The sequence below is a fragment of the uncultured Shimia sp. genome (genome assembly GCF_913054185.1).
Taxonomy (GTDB): domain Bacteria; phylum Pseudomonadota; class Alphaproteobacteria; order Rhodobacterales; family Rhodobacteraceae; genus Shimia.
Genome location: NZ_CAJXIV010000001.1, coordinates 20,025 through 38,492 on the forward strand (window position 1 = coordinate 20,025; position 18,468 = coordinate 38,492).

Below are 18,468 nucleotides of genomic sequence, written 5' to 3' on the forward strand. Positions count from 1 at the left end.
CTAAATTGCGCCCATTGTAGTTTGTTTTGAATGGGTGATGTTTTGAAAAAGTATTTTTCCGGCGCGATGCTCTCGGTCTTTTTGTCCGGTGGTGGCGCAGCACTGGCGGATCCTGCTTTTGGGTTTGGTCTGACCTATGTCTTTGGCGGCGATTGGGCTGTCGGGGTGCGTGTTTTCCACGATGATGAACCCGAAAGCGCGGTTTTGGCTCTGGGTTTTGACTATAAGTTTGGCACTCAGGCGTTCCGGCCTACCGTAGGGGCGGCCTATTTGGACGAAGATTTCTACATCGATCTTAGTTTGGGGTACGACACGCGATTGCAAGCACTGGACTATGGCATCGGCGTCGGGGCGGCGTTTGAAACGCAGCAACCGGCAGCGTCGGGTGGTGGAGCAACCACAACGGGCGCGGACACTGCGTCCACCGGTGGTGGCAACACTGACACAGCGGACACTGGCGGAGGAACCACGTCAGATGGTGGCGGAGACACCAGCACAGACACTGGCGATGGAGGGACCGACACTGGCAGCACGGACGGAGGTGGCACTGGAGACGGTGGAACAGGTGACGGTGGCACTGGAGATGGTGGTGCTGGAGATGGGGGTGCCGATGATGGTGGAACTGACGCCATTTGATTTGCAGGCGCTTAGCAAGTTGGCAGTCTGAGAGCCCGACCGTGGTTGATGTTGGAACTTGGTCACAACTTGGTGCGTGTGGATTTGACACATTGGCCACTTTGCAAGGGCTGTGATATTTTTCACCAAACAACTGAGGTGGGAAGAAAATCATGAAACGTATTTTTGCAGCGGGACTTATGGGTGTCGCTTTGATTGGTGGATCAGCCGCCCAAGCAGATCCATCTTTTGGTGTCGGTCTGACGTATACGTTTGGCGGCGACTGGGGCGTGGGTGTGCGGATGTTCCACGATGATGAGCCAGAAAGCGCAGTATTGGCGATTGGGGCTGACTATAAGTTTGGCTCCCAAGCGTTCCGGCCAACCGTGGGCGCGGCGTATTTGGATGAGGACTTCTACCTCGATTTCAGCCTGGGATATGACACCCGCATCCAAGCGTTGGATTACGGCGTAGGTCTTGGGACGGCTTTTGAGACGGAGCCAAAGCCATAGCGCTGGCCAATCGGGCACATGAATAGATTAGAGAGGGCGCCAAATATGGCGCCCTTTGTTGTTGAGGCTACTGATCGTAGTCAACAACCACTTTGTCAGTCACCGGATAAGATTGGCAGCTGAGAATGAAGCCTTTTTCTACTTCGTAGTCTTCCAATGCGTGGTTGGTCATCATCTCAACCTCGCCTTCAATCAACCGGCATTTGCACGTTGAGCAGACCCCGGCTTTGCAGGCATATGGCGCGTCCATTGTATTGGCGCGGGCCGCATCGAGCACGGAGGTGTCACGGTCCATTTTGATGGTCTGGGTGGCGCCCTCCAGAGTAATCTGGGCTGTGACAGCTTTGGTCGTGTCAGAGGCGCTGGAAGCTTTGCGTTTGGCGCGGCCAGGTTGACCGGAGGCAAACAGCTCGAACTTGATCTGATCTTCTGAAAGCCCGTGATCTTTCAATGCCTTGGCAATGCCTAACATCATCGGCTCCGGACCGCAGATGAAGGCCGTGTCCACTGAATCGATGTCAATCCATCCGGTTTGGAACAGCTGCGCGCATTTCTCTTCCGATACCATGCCGGTGAAGAGGTCGATCTCTTGCGCATCGGACTCCAGCACGTGGATCACGTTAAAGCGGCCCATGTAGGTATTTTTCAAATCTTCAAGTTCCTCGCGGAACATGATCGTGGCCACACCTTTGTTGGCATAGATCAGCGTAAAGGAAGACTGCGGCTCCCGCGCCAATGTGGTTTTGATCAGCGACAGAACTGGCGTGATGCCTGAGCCGCCTGCAAAACCCAGGTAGGTCTTATCCGCGCGCTCATCCAGCGGCGTGAAGAAACCACCCATCGGGGGCATGGCTTGAACCGTGTCACCTACTTTGAGATCAGTATTGGCCCACGTAGAGAAGGCACCGCCGTTTACACGTTTGATGCCCACTTGCAAAACGCCGTCGTCTTTGCCAGCGCAGATAGAGTAGCTGCGGCGCAGTTCTTCGCCATCAAAGTCGCGTTTGAAGGTCAGGTATTGCCCTTGGGTGAAGTCAAACTCGGACGCCGCACCATTGACTGGCGCGAGGGTCACGACCACAGCGTCGCGAATGGTTTTGCGGATGTTTGTGACCTCAAGGTCATGAAAGCGCGCGGATTGGGCCATTCGGGTCTCTCCTCAGATGCACTTGAAATAGTCAAAAGGTTCCAGGCAGGCGGTGCAGCGCCATTGGGCCTTGCAAGGGGTGGAGCCAAATTGGCTCATTTTTTCAACATGTTGACTGCCACATTGTGGGCATTTGTCAGGGCCGCCTGCCGGTTGAGGCGGGGCGATGCCATATTTTTCGAGCTTCTCGCGGCCTTCGTCTGTCAACCAATCAGTGGTCCAAGCGGGGCTGAGTTGGCGCCGCAGTTCGAGGCTGTCGACGCCATGGCCGCGCAGGGCGGTTTCGATGTCGAGATTGATGATGCTGGTCGCCGGGCAGCCGGAGTAAGTGGGCGTGACAGTGACAACGAGGTTGTCATCCTCATAAGCCACATCCCGGATGATGCCGAGGTCGGTGAGCGAAATCACCGGGATCTCAGGGTCAGGTACAGCATGCAGCCAGGTCCAGACCTGTGCCACGTCAGGCAGCGCAGCACGGACCGGCGGCGCGCCAGGGCTATGCTGCTGTGGATTTACCATGTGGCACCGGGATAGGCGCGCTGTAGCCATTGCATTTGAGACAGCAGGTGGCCCAAGTGCTCAGTGTGGGTTGCGCCAGTCCGACCGCCCTTGTGGGCAAAGTCACTGTCTGGAATGGTCAATGTGGCCTCGGACAGCACTTTTCCAATCAACGCGTTGTACTCCTCCCGCAGCGTGGCTGGATCGGGCGCAACACCAGCGGCGGCCATGGCGGCATCGACTTCATCTGAGGCAAACATCTCGCCTACATAAGGCCACAGACGATCCAACGCGGCTTGCATGCGCTTGTGGCTTTCCTCTGTGCCATCGCCCAAACCCACAACGGTTTCGGCGGAGCGTTCGACGTGATAAGCCACTTCCTTGCTGGCCTTTTCTGCAATCTCTGCAATGCGTTGGTCTGAAGACTTCATCAAACGCGGAAGCAAAATTGACTGATAGGCGTCAAACAGGAATTGGCGCATCAGGGTTTGTCCAAAGTCGCCGTTGGGCAGTTCCAAAAGCAGCAGATTGCGGAAATCCCAAGCGTCGCGCAGGAAGGCAATGTCATCAGCGGATTTGCCGTCCTCCATCACTTCGGCCGCATATCCGAGCCAAAACTGTGTCTGGCCAATCAGGTCCAGCGCCGTGTTCGCCAATGCAATGTCTTCTTCCAACACCGGCGCGTGGCCGCACCATTCAGAGACGCGGTGGCCCAGAATGAGGGTATTGTCGCCCATGCGCAGCAGGAACTGTGTGAGCATCTCCTTGTCCACCGGTGCCATCACATGTGCCCCACTTCGTCAGGAATGTCGAAGAAGGTAGGGTGGCGGTAGATTTTGCTCTCGGATGGCTCATAGAGTGGGCCTTTTTCCGATGGGGATGAAGCGGAAATGTTGTTGGCTTCCACAACCCAGATCGACACACCTTCGTTGCGGCGCGTGTAGACGTCGCGGGCGTTTTTGATCGCCATTTCCGCGTCTGGCGCGTGCAGGCTGCCGACGTGACGGTGGCTCAGGCCGTGCTGGCCGCGAATGAAGATTTCCCAAAGGGGCCATTCTTTAGACATTGGATTGCTCCCGTTCTGTCCAGCATTTGGCTGGTGGTTCTGCAAAGAGGTGGTCGATGAAGTCCTGTGGAGGATCGTCGGTATCGATCACGTGTTCGGGTCCGAAGGGGACTTCACAATCTACCTGTAGGTACATGTTATCGTCCCGTTCCACAGTGGCTGGTTGATTGGTCAGGCGTCCGATGTAGAGGTCGCCGACTGTTTCAGAAACAACTACCCACATGCGTTCGGTTGATATCTCGCTTTGACCGTTTTCGTTTTTGGTCTTGATCATAAAAATAAGCTTGGCCGCAGTGCCTCGCTCCAGCGATTTTCGAACAGCTTCATTTGGTAGCCAGAAGGTTTCTGGCGTTGCCGCATGACGATCCTCGCCGCTTTCCAACTCCCAAAAGTCCGTGGCTAATGAAGGGGCGCGAATTGTCATTCAGCCGCCACCTGCGCTTTTTTCTTCTCAGCGTGAGCCATCAACCCGTCACGTACCCATGCGCCATCATCCCAGGCCTTGTTGCGGGCTTCGAGGCGGTCGACGTTGCAGGGGCCATTGCCTTTGAGCACGTCAAAGAACTCGGACCAGTCTGGGTCGGAATAGTCGTGGCCGCCTTTTTCTTCGTTCCAAGTCAGGTGTTCGTCTGGAATGGTCAGGCCAAGGTATTTGGCTTGTGGCACGGTTTGATCAACAAACTTCTGGCGCAGCTCATCGTTGGTGTTCATCTTGATTTTCCACGCCATGTTTTGGGTGGAGTGCACAGATTCTGCGTCGGACGGGCCAAACATCATCAGGGACGGGTACCAGAGACGGTTCAGGGCATCCTGCGCCATTTTCTTTTGCGCGTCCGTACCTTGCGCCATCTTCATCATGATGTCGTAGCCTTGGCGCTGGTGGAAACTTTCCTCCTTGCAGACGCGGATCATGGCGCGGGAGTAGGGTCCGTACGATGTCCGTTGCAAGGGCACCTGGTTCATGATGGCCGCGCCATCCACCAGCCAACCCACTGCGCCAATGTCCGCCCAGTTCAGCGTTGGGTAGTTGAAGATGGAAGAATACTTCATCTTGCCATTGAGCAACTGTTCGGTGAGGTCGTCGCGGCTCACACCTAGCGTTTCTGCGGCGGCATAGAGGTAGAGACCGTGGCCAGCCTCGTCTTGGACCTTGGCGAGCAGGATCATTTTGCGCTCCAATGTGGGCGCGCGGGTGATCCAGTTGCCTTCGGGAAGCTGGCCAACAATCTCGCTGTGGGCGTGCTGACCGATCTGGCGGATCAGGGTTTTGCGGTAGCCTTCCGGCATCCAATCGCGCGGCTCAACTTTGATGTTGGCGTCGATCTTGGCCTGAAACTCTTTGAGCTTCTCGGGATCGTCTGTCGAGGCCTCGGATTTGATCATCTGTGCATACATGACTGGGTTCCTCCTCAGGCTGTAGGGTGCCTTAGACCCGTTCGAGAATGATGGCGGTGCCTTGGCCAACGCCGACGCACATGGTGCAAAGTGCGTAGCGGCCACCGGTGCGCTTGAGCTGATAGGCGGCGGACATCACGATGCGCGCGCCGGACATGCCTAGTGGATGGCCCAGCGCGATGGCGCCGCCCTGAGCATTTACATGGGGTGCATCGTCGGCGACACCAAGCTCGCGCAAAGAGGCGAGGCCCTGCGCGGCAAAGGCTTCGTTCAATTCTATCACATCCATCTGTTCGATGGTGAGTCCTGTACGGGCCAGCACTTTGCGGGTGGCTGGGACCGGGCCGATGCCCATTACACGCGGCTCCACACCGGCAGCGGCCATACCAACGATACGCGCCATTGGGGTCAGTCCGTTTTTGGTAGCGGCGGTTTCGGTGGCCATCAGGATCGCGGCAGCGCCGTCGTTCACGCCGGAAGCGTTGCCCGCGGTGACCGATAGGTCAGGGCCGTTTATGCCGCGCAGCTTGGCCAGTTTTTCGGCACCGGTGCCGGGGCGGGGATGCTCGTCGGTGTCGACAACAAGATCATCACCTTTGCGCTGTGGAATGATAACTGACGTGATTTCGTCAGCAAAGTATCCAGCCTCATGGGCAGCGGCCCAACGCGCTTGCGAGCGGGCAGCAAAGGCGTCTTGGTCTGCGCGGCTGATGTTGTAGTCGGCTGCCACGTTGTCGGCGGTCTGCGGCATGCTGTCGATGCCATGCATCGCCTTCATCTTCTTATTCACAAAGCGCCAGCCGATGGTTGTGTCAAAGACTTCATTGGCGCGCGAAAAGGCCGTGGTGGCTTTGGGCATCACAAAAGGCGCGCGGGACATGCTTTCCACACCACCTGCAATGGCAATGTCATAGTCGCCAGCACGCAAGCCGCGTGAGGCCATGCCAACCGCATCCATTCCGGACGCGCAGAGGCGGTTGATGGTGGTGCCGGGCACATCAGTTGGCAAACCGGCGAGCAGGGCGGCCATGCGAGCGACGTTGCGGTTGTCTTCGCCGGCTTGGTTGGCAGACCCGTAGATCACATCATCAATTGAGGCCCAATCAACCTGCGGGTTGCGGGCTACAAGAGCAGCAATCGGCAGGGCGGCAAGGTCGTCTGTGCGGACAGAGGAGAGTGCGCCACCGTAGCGGCCAATGGGTGTGCGGGTCGCGTCGCAAATGAAAGCTTCGGTCATGTCGTCTCCGTGGCAGTGGTTCCGGTCCTGTTCGCATTAGTCGACCGTGTGGTTGGGATATCGCGAAGTTCGATTCGACGCAATTAAAAATGTTACGTAACTGACCATCCACTTCACATTGAGTAACGTAATGGCGAAGTGATGAGAGAGAGTCTCGTGCGCCGTCTTGGTCTTTTGTGACAGTTCGGATTGGCCGGATCGCTGTGGTTCAATTGGAGGCATGGAGGCAGTGCCAAGGCGTACGAGTTCAAAGTCAAAAAGGGGTTTTGGACAAAAGATACACGTCGAAAACACATTTCATAAAAGGCATGTGAATTGAAGGACATCGTCAAATATCACGATGCATTTGTTGGTCGAGGAAGGTTTGATTTCACGCAAACATCACGCTTTGACCAAAATCAATTACAGGGCATGATCTATGTCAAAGTCGGTTTTGAATTTTTCATTAAAAGTCCCATCGCGAACAAGATGGACATAGGTAACTAGAGTTGGCGTGTACGTGACTATTAAGACGACACATTCGCCCAAAAGACGAGCATTCTTGAGGGGCCACTTTGACGAGGAAGGCATTCTGCGCGCGCCTGGTGCGCTGGATATGTCGCTTTTTGTTGAGGCGTGTACACGCTGTGGCGATTGTGCCGCACACTGCCCGCAGGCGATTATCACAGCTGATGCCGACGGTTTTCCGATGGTGGATGTCAGTGCGCGCGGCTGCACGTTTTGCGGTGTCTGCTCCGATGTGTGTGACGCTGGCGCAATCCTGGTGTCTGATTCATGGCTCTACCGCCCAACCGTGGCTGACACCTGCCTTTCCAAACAAGGCGTCACCTGTCGCGCCTGCGAAGATCATTGTGATGAGAGCGCAATCCGTTTCCGTTTGATGACGGGAGGGCGCTCTACTCCCCTTATTGACCCCGAGACCTGTTCCGGATGTGGCGCCTGCGTGGCGCCTTGCCCATCTGATTCCATCACCGTTGGGCGCATGGCGTCCCAATTGACTGCCAGCTCAACCCAAGCCAGCGAGACCGACGTATGTACAATATCTGCGGATGCCTAGTCCACGCGATGCCCGAAAAAGTGCCAGAGGTGGTTGCGGCCATTGAGGCCTCTGAGGGATGCGAAGTGCATGCCCACGAAGATGGTCGCATCGTTGTGACTGTTGAAGACACCGACACCCGGCGCGCGTCCGAAATCATTATGGACATGCACCAGATCCCCGGCGTGATCACCGTCACGCTGACTTATCATCATTTTGAACCTAGCGGCACAGACGCGGCCGCATCTACAGCGCTCTAAGGAGGACCAGCCATGACATTGCCAACGTCCCGTCGCACATTTTTGAAGTCGACCGCCGCCGCCGCCACGGCCTCGGCAGCCGGCATCACATTGCCAAAAGAAGCAGAGGCCCAAGTGGGCACACCGGATATCCGCTGGGACAAAGCGCCTTGTCGCTTCTGCGGCACTGGCTGCTCCGTTCTGGTGGGTACCAAAGACGGTCGTGTGGTCGCCACGCAGGGTGACCCCAAAGCTCCAGTGAACCGGGGCCTGAACTGTATCAAAGGCTACTTCCTCTCCAAGATCATGTACGGCAAAGACCGTTTGACCACGCCTTTGCTGCGCAAAACCAATGGCCAGTACGACAAAGAAGGCGAATTCACCCCGGTGAGCTGGGAAGAAGCCTTCGACATTATGGCGGTCAAGTTTAAGGACGCCCTGAAAGAAAAAGGCCCAACCGGCATTGGTATGTTTGGGTCCGGCCAGTGGACTGTTTGGGAAGGTTATGCTGCGTCCAAGCTTATGAAGGCAGGTTTCCTGTCTAACAACATCGACCCCAACGCGCGTCACTGTATGGCATCTGCTGTTGTGGGTTTTATGCGCGCCTTTGGCATAGACGAGCCAATGGGCTGCTACGACGATTTTGAGCACGCCGACACATTTGTGCTTTGGGGCTCCAACATGGCGGAGATGCACCCGATCCTGTGGTCGCGTCTGACTGACACCCGTTTGACCAAACCTGGTGCGGAAGTGCACGTGCTGTCGACGTTTGAGCACCGTTCGTTTGAACTTGCCGACAATGGCATGATCTTCACACCACAGACCGATCTTGCGATCCTGAACTACATCGCCAACTACATCATCGAAAATGATGCGGTGAACTGGGACTTCGTAAATGAGAAGGTGAACTTCACCAAAGCCACCACCGATATTGGCTATGGTCTGCGTGATGAGCATCCGCTGCAGCAAGCCGCGGAAAATCCAAACAACGGCGGCCTCGAGAAGATCGATTTTGAGGCTTACAAAGAGTATGTCTCCGAATACACACTGGAGAAAACCAGCGAGATTTCCGGTGTTCCAGAAAATGCCCTGCTGCGTCTGGCGCAACAATATGCCGATCCTGATCGCAAGGTGATGTCGCTCTGGACCATGGGCTTCAACCAGCACACCCGCGGGTCTTGGGTAAACGGTTTGATGTACAACGTGCACCTGCTGACCGGTAAAATTTCCGAGCCAGGCAATTCGCCGTTCTCGCTGACAGGTCAGCCCTCTGCTTGTGGTACGGCACGTGAAGTTGGGACATTTTCCCATCGTCTGCCTGCGGACATGGTTGTGGCCAATGATGAGCACCGCGCAATTTCTGAGAAAAAGTGGAAGCTGCCAGCGGGTATCCTTAATGCCAAGGTTGGTTCGCACGCTGTGCAGCAAAACCGTGACCTGAAAGATGGCAAAATCAACGCCTATTGGGTGCAGTGTAACAACAACATGCAAGCCGCACCAAATATCAACGAAGAAGGCTTCCCTGGGTATCGCAACCCGGACAACTTCATTGTTGTGTCAGATCCGTACCCAACCGTGACCACAATGGCGGCGGACTTGATCTTGCCAACCGCAATGTGGGTGGAAAAAGAAGGCGCGTACGGCAATGCCGAGCGTCGGACACAATTCTGGCGTCAGCAAGTGGATGCACCGGGTGATGCCAAATCTGACGTTTGGCAGCTGATGGAGTTCTCCAAACGCTTCACCACAAACGAAGTGTGGCCGGCTGAAATTCTGGATGCCAACCCGGAGTACAAAGACAAAACTCTGTTTGAAGTGCTGTTTGCCAACGGTCAGGTCGACAAATACGGTCTGGACGAGCTTCAGGAAGGCTTTGCCAACGATGAATCCGAACACTTCGGCTTCTACGTGCAGAAAGGTCTGTTTGAGGAGTACGCTTCCTTTGGTCGTGGCAAAGCGCACGATCTGGCGGACTTTGAAGTATATCACAAGGCACGTGGTCTGCGCTGGCCTGTGGTGGATGGCAAGGAGACGCTCTATCGCTTCCGTGAGGGCTATGACCCCTACGTGAAAGAAGGCGAAGGCGTGAAGTTCTACGGCAAGCCGGACGGTCGGGCAAACATCATCTTTGCCCCGTATGAGCCGCCAGCGGAGAGCCCGGATGAGGACTTCAACCTGTGGCTTGTCACCGGTCGTGTGCTTGAGCATTGGCACTCTGGCTCCATGACTCGTCGTGTGCCGGAGCTGCACCGCTCGTATCCTTATGCGCAGGTGTTCATGCATCCGGAAGACGCCAAGGAGCGTGGCCTGCGCCGCGGACAGGAGATCACCATCTCCACCCGTCGCGGTGACATGCAGAGCCGGGTGGAAACCCGCGGACGCAACAAAATGCCAAAAGGCGTGGTGTTTGTGCCGTGGTTTGACGAAGGCCAGCTGATCAACAAGCTGACTTTGGATGCCACTTGCCCGCTCTCCAAAGAGACCGATTTCAAAAAATGTGCCTGTAAAGTTGAGCGCACTTAAGCGCTCTTCCCCTTAGGTAGCTGAAAGCTAGAGCCATGTCCGCCACGTTGACACAGCCAAAGAATCCAGCCCGCCGTCGCTTCCTTCAGGATGCGGCGCGCGGAACGGCGGGTTGTGCTGTGGCGGGCATGTCCTTGGCGTGGTTTGTGCAGGATGCACGGGCTTTGCCAGATAGGGCCATTCGCCCACCCGGCGCGTTGCCGGAAGAGGATTTTTTGGCCGCGTGTATCCGGTGTGGCCTCTGTGTGCGGGATTGCCCCTATGACACGCTGGTTCTTGCGGAACTGGGCGTGGATGGCGCGGCGACTGGTACGCCGTTTTTCACCGCACGGGATATTCCCTGTGAGATGTGTGAGGACATTCCTTGTGTCGCCGCCTGCCCAACAGGCGCGCTCGACAAGGAGCTGACCAATATTGACGACAGCCGCATGGGGCTGGCGGTTCTGATTGATCAGGAAAACTGCCTGAACGCGTTGGGCCTGCGCTGCGATGTGTGTTACCGGGTGTGTCCGGCTATTGACGAAGCTATCACGCTGGAGCGGCGTCACAATGAACGCTCCGGCCACCATGCAATCTTCATGCCGGTTGTGCACTCGGATCACTGCACTGGCTGTGGCAAATGTGAAAAGTCCTGTGTTTTGCCAGGTGAGGCAGCCATCAAAGTTTTGCCCATCCGCGTGGCGCAAGCTGATCAGGCTGAACACTACAAACGCAGTTGGGAAGAGAACACACCGCTGGTGGATGAGATCATTGATCTGCCTGACCGGCTGCCTGGCACAGGTACAGATAATCTCGCTGCACCAGGGGGTTTTGAGCCGACCTTCAAGTTGCCTCAAGGCGCAACAACGGGAGGTATTGGTCAATGACCGTATCTACGCACCTCCCCGTTGGAGCTGAGGCCATTCGCGACAAAGGCTACTGGCTGGCCTATCGGTTCCTGATCTTACGTCGTCTCAGCCAGGTGTTCTTCCTGAGCTTGTTTTTGTTGGGTCCTTGGTTTGGCATCTGGTGGGTGAAAGGCAATCTCAGCGGCTCGCTTACATTCAATGTTCTGCCACTCACCGATCCGTTTATCGCGCTGCAAGGTATTGTGGCTGGGCACTGGCCTGAGATGACTGCGCTTATAGGTGCGCTCATTGTTGGCGCTGTCTACGCCCTCATTGGCGGGAGGCTGTATTGCAGCTGGGTTTGCCCGATCAATCCAGTCACAGATGCGGCCAGCTGGTTGCACCGCAAGCTCGACCTGCCCAAAGGGTGGCAGCCAAAACGCGGCACGAAGTACTTCATGCTGGCCATGGTGCTCGGCGTGAGTGTGCTCACCGGCACTGTTGCGTGGGAGTTTGTGAATCCAATTTCCATGCTGCACCGCGGACTAATCTTTGGAGCCGGCTTTGCCTGGGCGCTGGTGATTGGTGTGTTTGTATTTGACCTGTTGCTGGCCCGCCGAGGTTGGTGCGGGCACCTATGCCCGGTTGGCGCCTTTTATGGTCTGCTGGGCAACAAATCTCTATTGCGGGTCACGGCGCAAAAGCGCGCCGCCTGCGACGATTGTATGGACTGCTTTGCGGTCTGTCCGGAAATGCAGGTGATTACCCCTGCGCTGCGCGGCAAAGATGCGGACACCCCGCTGATCCTGTCGCCGGATTGCACAAATTGCGGCCGTTGCATCGATATTTGCTCGGTCAATGTATTCCACTTTACCCATCGATTTGACGAGACGCCCGCGCCGGGGCGTGTCCGAGACCGAACCAACCCAGCGCCAAAGGTCGGCAAAGCCGCCTGAGAAGCTAAGGAGAAAGAAAGATGAAAAAACATCCCCTCATCAGCGCCTTGACGGCAGCAGCCATTGTTCTTGGCAGCGGGTTTGCTGTCGCGGATCAGGCCGGGAACGTCAAATCTCTGCGCAATGATCCGATTGATGCCACCAACCGCTTGGATGAGCCGTTGCATCAGCAATCCGGCCGTGTGGCACGCAATTATCGCCAGCAGCCGCCGTTGATCCCACACACCGTGGATCAGTATCAAATTGATCTGAGTGCCAACCAATGTTTGGCCTGCCACGATTGGACCAAAGCAGGCGAACGCGGTGCGCCGACCCTGTCGATGACCCACTATCAAGGCCGAGACGGTGAGCAACTCGACGAAGTGGCTGGCACCCGGTGGTTCTGCAACCAATGCCACGTGCCACAAGCCAACGCGCCTGCGCTGGTCGAAAACGAATTTGAACCGTCCAACTAACGTCGGAAAAGGGGAAGGTAGCCATGTCTGATCAAGGCAACAACACCGGCAAGAAGCCGGGCTTTATACGCCGCACCTGGTCCACATTGTGGTCTCCGACGTCGGCCTTTTCGCTGGGCGCCTTGCTGTTTGGCGGGTTTCTGGCCGGTATCCTGTTTTGGGGTGGGTTTCACTGGTCGCTTGAGCTGACCAACACGGAAGAATTCTGTGTGTCCTGCCACGAGATGGAGCGTAACTACGAAGAATACACGGAGACGGTGCACTACAATAACCGCTCTGGTGTGCGCGCCACATGTCCGGATTGTCATGTGCCAAAACAGTGGCAGCACAAAATCAAGGCCAAAATCCTTGCGTCCAAAGACCTCTATCACACGGTGATGGGCACAATCGACACCGAGGAAAAATACGAAGATCACCGCCTGTCGATGGCCTCGGCGTCTTGGAAGAAGATGAAGAAAAGCGACAGCCGGGAATGCCGAAACTGTCACAAGTTCACCTATATGGACTTTACAGTTCAGGAGAACCGGGCCGCCGCGCAGCACCAGGTGGCGCTGGATGAAGGCAAAACCTGCATCGATTGCCACCAAGGCATCGCACACAGACTGCCTGCAGATTATCTGGAGGCCTATGAGGATGTGACTGCTGAGCTGGAAGGTGAGATTGTGGTGCCGGACAACCCGGGGCATGATGTCGCCACGGCGGGCAGCGAGATCAAAGGTTATCTGGCGTCTAACTAAATTGCCCTAACTGACAATTTGTAAGAGCGCTTCCTTCGGGGAGTGCTCTTTTTTTGTTGCTAAAACATAAAGCGCCGGCGCTCATCTCTGAGCTGCCGGCGCTGGCCTTGGGTTCGTGAGTGGTCTGGCTTGGGGCTCAGACTGGCGCGCCACATCAAGGCTAACGTCTTGCGCCGACAACCAACTCCAACAGGGAGGGAGGAGGGAATGAAGTTGGTCGTTGAGGTCGCGCCGCTCAAGGGAGGGAGGAAAGCGGCGCAGGTCTTTCGGAGGAGGTGCGCGGCGTTGTCCCCAGGCCGCTTCGTCCTCTGTGATACTGATATGGGAAAGGGGTAAAGAAATCCTTTTGGAGTTTCAGAATAATCCTTGTGAATTTGCGCCAAATTTTTGCGTTCACGCTTGCAGCCTTTTACCCGCTTGACCTCATAGAGTGGTTTGGTCGACAAAAGCGCAAGAGAGGCGGGCATTTATGGGAAATTTGGTTAACAGCTTGCGGATCACAGTGGTGCGGTTCAACGGAAAAAACGGCTTTATGCGCAGTTCACATTTGACGCTGTCTTTTGTGTTTGCCCTGTTTCCCTTCTGTCTTTTTGCGCTGTCGTTGGCTGGTGTGCTGAGTCCCCAGGCGCAGGTTGATGATATTATCGACTTTGCGATTGGGGCTTGGCCGGATGCCATTGCAGGACCAATCGAAAGCGAGTTGCGTGCCGTTTTGCAGGCCGGCAGCTCGACGCTCACCTTGGGGGCTGTGCTGGCGATTGTGTTTGCGTCAAATGGTGTGGACGCCATACGGCTGGTGATTACCGATGCATACCGAGACACGGACCCACGCCCGTTTTGGAAAGTGCGTGCTTTGGCGATCTTGTTTGTGATCGCGGGCAGTGCGCTCTTTACGGCGGCTGGCGTGGTCAGTGTGGTGGTGCCTGTGGTCATCCACTTCTTTGATGATTTGGTGCCGTGGTTGGATCAATCCATTCTGAGCAATGATGAGTTTCGCCAAGGTGTGATTTTTGCGGTGACGTCGTTCTTTTTGTTTGCCTGTCACAGGTGGCTGCCAGGTGTGCCTCATAAAGCAAGGAGCCTCTGGCCCGGTATACTTCTCTGTCTCGGGCTGTGGTTTGTCGCGTCTAAGGTCTTCACTTTCTACATCAGTAGCTTCTCGACTTACTCTGTGACCTACGCTGGCCTCGCCGGCATCATGTCGGCCCTGGTGTACCTATACCTGATGTCGGCCATTTTTGTTTTGGGCGCTGAGTTTAACGGCCAGTTAATGGACGAAGCCCGCAGCCGGGGTGAAACCGTATAACTACGACCTACGGCACGTCACTCTTGTCGCTTTTTTGACGATGGCTAAGGTCCATCGCGGGAAAAGGAGAATGACATGGTTGAGACCATCGGTGCGCTGTTAGATGCGCGGGCTAAGGTGTTTTCGGAGCACAGCTTTTTGCAAGTGCCTGCGAATGACGCGCGAGACTACCATCCCGATGGCTATTTGTGCACCTATGGCGCGGCAGCGCAGGTTGTTGCTGCTTTGGAGGCTCGGCTCGCTGGTGCCGGGTATGGTCATGGGCACCGGATTGCTGTGTTGCTGGAAAACCGGCCGGAGATGTTGCTCATTAAACTGGCGCTGGCGAAACGTGGTATCAGCTGGGTGCCCGTGAATCCGGATTATCGCCCGGCGGAGGTGGCCTATCTGCTGCAGGACAGCGCAGCGGATTTGGCATTGGTCGCGCCGGAGTTGGCGGGATTGATGGCTGCTGGCATTGCTGAGAGCGGATTGGACGTGGCCTCAGTAGAGATGACAGAGAGCCTGCCAGATTTGCCGAAAGCGGTGCGTCCAGCACCATCTGACCAACCGGTAAGTGGAGCCACGGAGGCCAGTTTGATTTACACTTCGGGCACCACCGGTCGGCCCAAAGGCTGCATCATGAGCCACGCCTATGAAGTGGAGATGGGGCAATGGTATGCCTCACGCGGTGGTTTGATCCAGTTTGAAGCGGGGGTCACGAAAGTCTATTGCCCATTGCCACTTTTCCATGTCAACGCGGCGATCCTGTTGTTTATGGCGGTGATCGACACCGGTAGCACACACATCATTCCAGAGCGCTTTCGCGCACGGGCGTGGTGGCGCGAGTTGGCGGAAACTGGTGCCACCGCGGCGCATTACCTTGGCATTATTATTCCGGCATTGATGAACCGGGAGCCAGAAGAGTGGGAACAAAAACATCAAGTTAAGTGGGCCGTGGGGGCAGGGGTGGAGCCGACGTTACACCGCCCGTTTGAAGAGCGCTTTGGTTTTCCACTGATCGAGGTTTGGGGCATGACAGAAATGTGCCGGATGATAGCGGATTGTGAGGAGCCGCGCCGGATTGACACCCGCGCCATGGGGCGGCCACAGCCAGGGTTAGATGTGCGTGTTGTTGATGAGGACGACAATGAGGTACCACGCGGAACACCTGGTGAAATGACCCTGCGGTACAACGCAGATACGCCAAGACGTGGAGCATTTTCCGGTTATCTGAATTTACCGGAAGCCACGGAAGACTCGTGGCGTGGCGATTGGTTCCACACCGGTGACACGGTGGTGATGGATGACACTGATATGATCACTTTTGTGGATCGCAAAAAAAACATTATCCGGCGGTCGGGCGAAAACATCGCGGCGGCGGAGATCGAGGCGTGTTTGCAGGATCATCCGTCAGTGGATCGTGTGGCTGTAGTGGCGGTTGAGGACGCGATGCGGGACGAGGAAGTTATGGCCTGTGTTCAAGTACTTGGCGATGCGGATAAAGCGCTCGCGCAAGACCTGTTTGATTGGAGCTTTGCTCGACTGGCGTATTACAAAGCGCCGGGATGGATCCGGTTTATGGCGGATATTCCGGTGACTGGCACACAGAAAATTCAGAAGCACAGCCTGTTTGGAGATCAAGAAACAGAAACGGACGGCGCGTTTGACTTCAGACCCTTGAAGAAACGAGGCTGATCCGGTTCAGCAAATGATGCGGAATGGGCTGGTGGTGCAAAGGATGATGTAATCGCGATCGGTTTCGATGAGATGCCAGCCACGTTTGCGCACTGCCAACTCCAACGCCGCCCGGCCGCACTCGGCCTCAACATCCTGTATGCGACGGCGCACAGCGCCGGCTTCGCCCGATTTGAACGAGGAAAACACTTGATCCAGCCAATTTTGGCCGGTGGTCGTATGTGACAAAGTGGCCTGCATTTCAACACTGTGCCGGTAAAGTGGTGAATGTAGGGTAAAGATTTCCGATAAAGTTGCGTGGTTCTCAACGTCGCTGTGGGTCAATATGGACAACGCACTGTCTTTGACGATTGATAAGATATTCACCTGTCCAAGTGGTAAGGCAACGGCTATTCGCTTTCCAAAAAGGCTTTGAGTTGTGTGGCCACGGCTTTTTGGCGGGCTGCCTTCAGGTCATCTGTGTCTTCCGTACGTAGAAAGATGGCCAAAGCCTCCTGAGACATCAAAAGATACTGCGCGCTGCCAATTACCCCATAAAGACCAAGAAGCAAGTCCATGTCAGTGGCATTTTTCTTGGCTGGCACAGACCGCGCCAAATCCAACAAGGCTTTCAGGTAGGGTTTGAGCGGGGCAAGCCCAGTGTCTGTGGCGCTATCAAGGAGGTTGCGCAGGATAAGGCGCGCGTCTTGCGTTTTATCGGTGTTGCCGCCGAGGAGGTCTTGGAAATGCAGGATAAGGCGCAGTTTAGGAGAAACGTCTGGGGTGTCGCTTAAGGAGGCCAAAAGCCTATCCGTAAGGGCTTTGAGTACGGCATCATAGAGTGCGGTTTTGGTGCCAAAATGGTGGAGGATCGCCTGTTTGGTAACGCCAGCAGTTGTCGCAAGAGCCGCCAGACTCAGCCCATGGTAACCTTCAGCGGAAAATCCTTCAGTGGCCAGTGTGATGTAACGGGCGCGGGCGGGTGAGGGCTGTGACATCGGTTTGGTCCTGCAGAGCTCTGTTTCTTGAAAGCAGCTTACCGAGCGGTCCGCGGCTTGCCAATTGGTAAGCTGCTTTTAGAGCTGCAGAGCTGACCAAACGGTAAACGGACCTGTAAAAACAGTTTGGAAAAAGAAAAAGGGCGGAAAAATCCCCGCCCTTTTCTCATTGGTTGAGTCGGCCGTTAAGCGCGGCGACGACGCCCGCCACCCCGACGGCCACGACCGCCTTCACCAGCAGCCTCTGGAAGCCTGTTGAAGTTGATCCAATTTGCGCCACCATCGTCGTTATTGGTCAGGAAGTTGGCAGCACGTATGGCCTCCATTTCCTTTCCTGCAAGTGCTTTTGTTGAGCCGATGCCAAACATTTTGCAAAATGCTTCGTCGTCCATTCCTTCAGGCAGAACGATGCCTGCGGCTGCAACTTCAGCTTTCTTCTCGGCGAGCTTCTTTGGGCCTACAGGCAAGGCAATTGGGTTCATAATGGCGCTGGTCATACCGGCGCCCATTGCCATTGGCAGGAAGGCATTGTTGATGCCATGCCGGTTGGGAAGCCCAAAAGAGATGTTTGAGGCGCCGCAGGTGGTGTTTACGCCTAGTTCGTCGCGCAGGCGGCGTACAAGCGTGAAAACTTGCAGGCCAGCGGTTCCCATCGCGCCAATTGGCATCACCAGAGGGTCAACCACGATGTCATGCGCGGGAATGCCAAAGTCCGCTGCGCGTTCGACGATTTTTTTGGCCACAGCAAAGCGCACGTCCGGGTCCTCGGAAATGCCGGTGTCGTCATTGGAAATGGCCACTACCGGCACATTGTATTTTTTGACCAATGGCAAAACAATTTCCAGACGCTCTTCTTCGCCAGTGACGGAGTTCAAAAGCGGACGACCATTGGCGGCTTCTAGCCCAGCCTCAAGTGCGCCCGGCACAGAGCTGTCGATGCACAGCGGACAGTCGGTGACTTCTTGCACTTTTTCGACCAACTGGCGCATCAGGTCCGGCTCGACAAAGTTGTTGTCGGCATAGCGCGGATCTTCGGCCATTTTGTTGGAGAATACGGCGCCGGAGTTGATGTCGAGCACGGTAGCGCCTGCGGCCACCTGCGCCAAGGCATCGGCTTGCACGCGAGAGAAATCGCCGGCTTCCAGTTCCGCGTTCAGGATTTTGCGGCCTGTTGGGTTGATGCGTTCGCCGATCACACAGAACGGCTCGTTAAAACCCATGATCGCAGTTTTTGAGTTTGATTCTATAACGGTACGGGTCATAAT

General features: G+C 55.9%; 21 protein-coding genes. 11 read left to right on the top strand and 10 right to left on the bottom strand.

What is annotated here, in order from left to right:
- The first annotated feature begins 42 nt into the window (after positions 1–42).
- Positions 43–636: a hypothetical protein gene (locus QZ517_RS00075; protein WP_294220116.1), complete on the top strand. Its 594-nt coding sequence runs from the start codon at positions 43–45 to the stop codon at positions 634–636.
- A 152-nt stretch (positions 637–788) separates the two neighbouring features.
- Positions 789–1,127 carry a hypothetical protein gene (locus QZ517_RS00080; RefSeq protein WP_294220118.1) on the top strand — a complete coding sequence of 113 codons (339 nt, stop codon included), beginning with the start codon at positions 789–791 and terminating at the stop codon, positions 1,125–1,127.
- A gap of 67 nt (positions 1,128–1,194) precedes the next feature.
- Here QZ517_RS00080 and QZ517_RS00085 read toward each other — a convergent pair whose 3' ends face one another.
- From QZ517_RS00085 to pcaF, 7 genes are read right to left on the bottom strand one after another with little or no spacing between them, the layout of a single operon-like run.
- Positions 1,195–2,274: a 2Fe-2S iron-sulfur cluster-binding protein gene (locus QZ517_RS00085; RefSeq protein ID WP_294220120.1), complete on the bottom strand. Its 1,080-nt coding sequence runs from the start codon at positions 2,272–2,274 to the stop codon at positions 1,195–1,197.
- A gap of 12 nt (positions 2,275–2,286) precedes the next feature.
- Entirely contained in the window at positions 2,287–2,793 is a 507-nt protein-coding gene (gene paaD / locus QZ517_RS00090) for a 1,2-phenylacetyl-CoA epoxidase subunit PaaD (RefSeq protein WP_294220122.1), read from the bottom strand.
- Complete coding sequence (paaC, locus tag QZ517_RS00095) at positions 2,787–3,554, bottom strand: 1,2-phenylacetyl-CoA epoxidase subunit PaaC (protein ID WP_294220124.1); 768 nt, start codon at positions 3,552–3,554, stop codon at positions 2,787–2,789. Before paaC ends, paaD begins: the two co-directional genes overlap by 7 nt.
- Positions 3,554–3,838, bottom strand: coding sequence for a 1,2-phenylacetyl-CoA epoxidase subunit PaaB (gene paaB / locus QZ517_RS00100; RefSeq protein WP_132860101.1), 285 nt, complete (start codon positions 3,836–3,838; stop codon positions 3,554–3,556). Before paaB ends, paaC begins: the two co-directional genes overlap by 1 nt.
- Positions 3,831–4,262 carry a hypothetical protein gene (locus QZ517_RS00105; RefSeq protein ID WP_294220126.1) on the bottom strand — a complete coding sequence of 144 codons (432 nt, stop codon included), beginning with the start codon at positions 4,260–4,262 and terminating at the stop codon, positions 3,831–3,833. Before QZ517_RS00105 ends, paaB begins: the two co-directional genes overlap by 8 nt.
- On the bottom strand, positions 4,259–5,233 hold the full coding sequence (paaA, locus tag QZ517_RS00110) for a 1,2-phenylacetyl-CoA epoxidase subunit PaaA (RefSeq protein ID WP_294220128.1): 975 nt from the start codon (positions 5,231–5,233) through the stop codon (positions 4,259–4,261). The genes QZ517_RS00105 and paaA overlap by 4 nt, the downstream gene beginning before the upstream one ends.
- A gap of 31 nt (positions 5,234–5,264) precedes the next feature.
- Positions 5,265–6,470, bottom strand: coding sequence for a 3-oxoadipyl-CoA thiolase (gene pcaF / locus QZ517_RS00115; protein WP_294220130.1), 1,206 nt, complete (start codon positions 6,468–6,470; stop codon positions 5,265–5,267).
- A 541-nt stretch (positions 6,471–7,011) separates the two neighbouring features.
- Here pcaF and QZ517_RS00120 point away from each other — a divergent pair.
- The 9 genes from QZ517_RS00120 (at position 7,012) to QZ517_RS00160 (ending at position 16,226) form a co-directional block, all read left to right on the top strand.
- Positions 7,012–7,527, top strand: a complete 516-nt coding sequence (locus tag QZ517_RS00120) for a ferredoxin-type protein NapF (protein WP_294220132.1) — start codon at positions 7,012–7,014, stop codon at positions 7,525–7,527.
- An 8-nt stretch (positions 7,528–7,535) separates the two neighbouring features.
- The gene (locus QZ517_RS00125; RefSeq protein WP_294220135.1) at positions 7,536–7,766 is read left to right on the top strand and encodes a chaperone NapD; all 231 of its coding nucleotides are present in this window, start codon (positions 7,536–7,538) and stop codon (positions 7,764–7,766) included.
- 12 nt (positions 7,767–7,778) lie between these two features.
- Complete coding sequence (napA, locus tag QZ517_RS00130; RefSeq protein WP_294220137.1) at positions 7,779–10,268, top strand: nitrate reductase catalytic subunit NapA; 2,490 nt, start codon at positions 7,779–7,781, stop codon at positions 10,266–10,268.
- 35 nt (positions 10,269–10,303) lie between these two features.
- Entirely contained in the window at positions 10,304–11,134 is an 831-nt protein-coding gene (napG, locus tag QZ517_RS00135; RefSeq protein ID WP_294220139.1) for a ferredoxin-type protein NapG, read from the top strand.
- A complete protein-coding gene (gene napH / locus QZ517_RS00140; RefSeq protein ID WP_294220141.1) occupies positions 11,131–12,051 on the top strand; it encodes a quinol dehydrogenase ferredoxin subunit NapH in 921 nt (306 codons plus the stop codon). The genes napG and napH overlap by 4 nt, the downstream gene beginning before the upstream one ends.
- Before the next feature lie 20 nt (positions 12,052–12,071).
- Positions 12,072–12,506, top strand: a complete 435-nt coding sequence (locus tag QZ517_RS00145) for a nitrate reductase cytochrome c-type subunit (protein WP_294220143.1) — start codon at positions 12,072–12,074, stop codon at positions 12,504–12,506.
- A gap of 23 nt (positions 12,507–12,529) precedes the next feature.
- A complete protein-coding gene (locus tag QZ517_RS00150; RefSeq protein ID WP_294220145.1) occupies positions 12,530–13,243 on the top strand; it encodes a NapC/NirT family cytochrome c in 714 nt (237 codons plus the stop codon).
- A gap of 469 nt (positions 13,244–13,712) precedes the next feature.
- Positions 13,713–14,549 (top strand): YihY/virulence factor BrkB family protein, encoded by an 837-nt coding sequence (locus tag QZ517_RS00155; RefSeq protein ID WP_294220146.1) that lies wholly within the window; start codon positions 13,713–13,715, stop codon positions 14,547–14,549.
- 75 nt (positions 14,550–14,624) lie between these two features.
- Entirely contained in the window at positions 14,625–16,226 is a 1,602-nt protein-coding gene (locus QZ517_RS00160) for an AMP-binding protein (RefSeq protein WP_294220148.1), read from the top strand.
- A 6-nt stretch (positions 16,227–16,232) separates the two neighbouring features.
- Here QZ517_RS00160 and QZ517_RS00165 read toward each other — a convergent pair whose 3' ends face one another.
- From QZ517_RS00165 to QZ517_RS00175, 3 genes are all read right to left on the bottom strand, one after another.
- Positions 16,233–16,559, bottom strand: a complete 327-nt coding sequence (locus tag QZ517_RS00165) for a hypothetical protein (RefSeq protein ID WP_294220150.1) — start codon at positions 16,557–16,559, stop codon at positions 16,233–16,235.
- Between the two features lie 56 nt (positions 16,560–16,615).
- Positions 16,616–17,203, bottom strand: coding sequence for a TetR/AcrR family transcriptional regulator (locus QZ517_RS00170; RefSeq protein WP_294220153.1), 588 nt, complete (start codon positions 17,201–17,203; stop codon positions 16,616–16,618).
- 185 nt (positions 17,204–17,388) lie between these two features.
- Positions 17,389–18,465 carry a methyltetrahydrofolate cobalamin methyltransferase gene (locus QZ517_RS00175; RefSeq protein WP_294220155.1) on the bottom strand — a complete coding sequence of 359 codons (1,077 nt, stop codon included), beginning with the start codon at positions 18,463–18,465 and terminating at the stop codon, positions 17,389–17,391.
- Positions 18,466–18,468: the final 3 nt, after the last annotated feature.

Coding starts and splice junctions, on each gene's coding strand:
- napG (WP_294220139.1), top strand. CDS start 10,304: ATGTCCGCCACGTTGACACAGCCAAAGAATCCAGCCCGCCGTCGCTTC.
- QZ517_RS00170 (WP_294220153.1), bottom strand. CDS start 17,203: ATGTCACAGCCCTCACCCGCCCGCGCCCGTTACATCACACTGGCCACT.
- paaC (WP_294220124.1), bottom strand. CDS start 3,554: ATGGCACCGGTGGACAAGGAGATGCTCACACAGTTCCTGCTGCGCATG.
- QZ517_RS00125 (WP_294220135.1), top strand. CDS start 7,536: ATGCCCGAAAAAGTGCCAGAGGTGGTTGCGGCCATTGAGGCCTCTGAG.
- QZ517_RS00150 (WP_294220145.1), top strand. CDS start 12,530: ATGTCTGATCAAGGCAACAACACCGGCAAGAAGCCGGGCTTTATACGC.
- napA (WP_294220137.1), top strand. CDS start 7,779: ATGACATTGCCAACGTCCCGTCGCACATTTTTGAAGTCGACCGCCGCC.
- QZ517_RS00155 (WP_294220146.1), top strand. CDS start 13,713: ATGGGAAATTTGGTTAACAGCTTGCGGATCACAGTGGTGCGGTTCAAC.
- QZ517_RS00160 (WP_294220148.1), top strand. CDS start 14,625: ATGGTTGAGACCATCGGTGCGCTGTTAGATGCGCGGGCTAAGGTGTTT.
- paaB (WP_132860101.1), bottom strand. CDS start 3,838: ATGTCTAAAGAATGGCCCCTTTGGGAAATCTTCATTCGCGGCCAGCAC.
- QZ517_RS00085 (WP_294220120.1), bottom strand. CDS start 2,274: ATGGCCCAATCCGCGCGCTTTCATGACCTTGAGGTCACAAACATCCGC.
- paaA (WP_294220128.1), bottom strand. CDS start 5,233: ATGTATGCACAGATGATCAAATCCGAGGCCTCGACAGACGATCCCGAG.
- QZ517_RS00080 (WP_294220118.1), top strand. CDS start 789: ATGAAACGTATTTTTGCAGCGGGACTTATGGGTGTCGCTTTGATTGGT.
- paaD (WP_294220122.1), bottom strand. CDS start 2,793: ATGGTAAATCCACAGCAGCATAGCCCTGGCGCGCCGCCGGTCCGTGCT.
- napH (WP_294220141.1), top strand. CDS start 11,131: ATGACCGTATCTACGCACCTCCCCGTTGGAGCTGAGGCCATTCGCGAC.
- QZ517_RS00145 (WP_294220143.1), top strand. CDS start 12,072: ATGAAAAAACATCCCCTCATCAGCGCCTTGACGGCAGCAGCCATTGTT.
- pcaF (WP_294220130.1), bottom strand. CDS start 6,470: ATGACCGAAGCTTTCATTTGCGACGCGACCCGCACACCCATTGGCCGC.
- QZ517_RS00105 (WP_294220126.1), bottom strand. CDS start 4,262: ATGACAATTCGCGCCCCTTCATTAGCCACGGACTTTTGGGAGTTGGAA.
- QZ517_RS00175 (WP_294220155.1), bottom strand. CDS start 18,465: ATGACCCGTACCGTTATAGAATCAAACTCAAAAACTGCGATCATGGGT.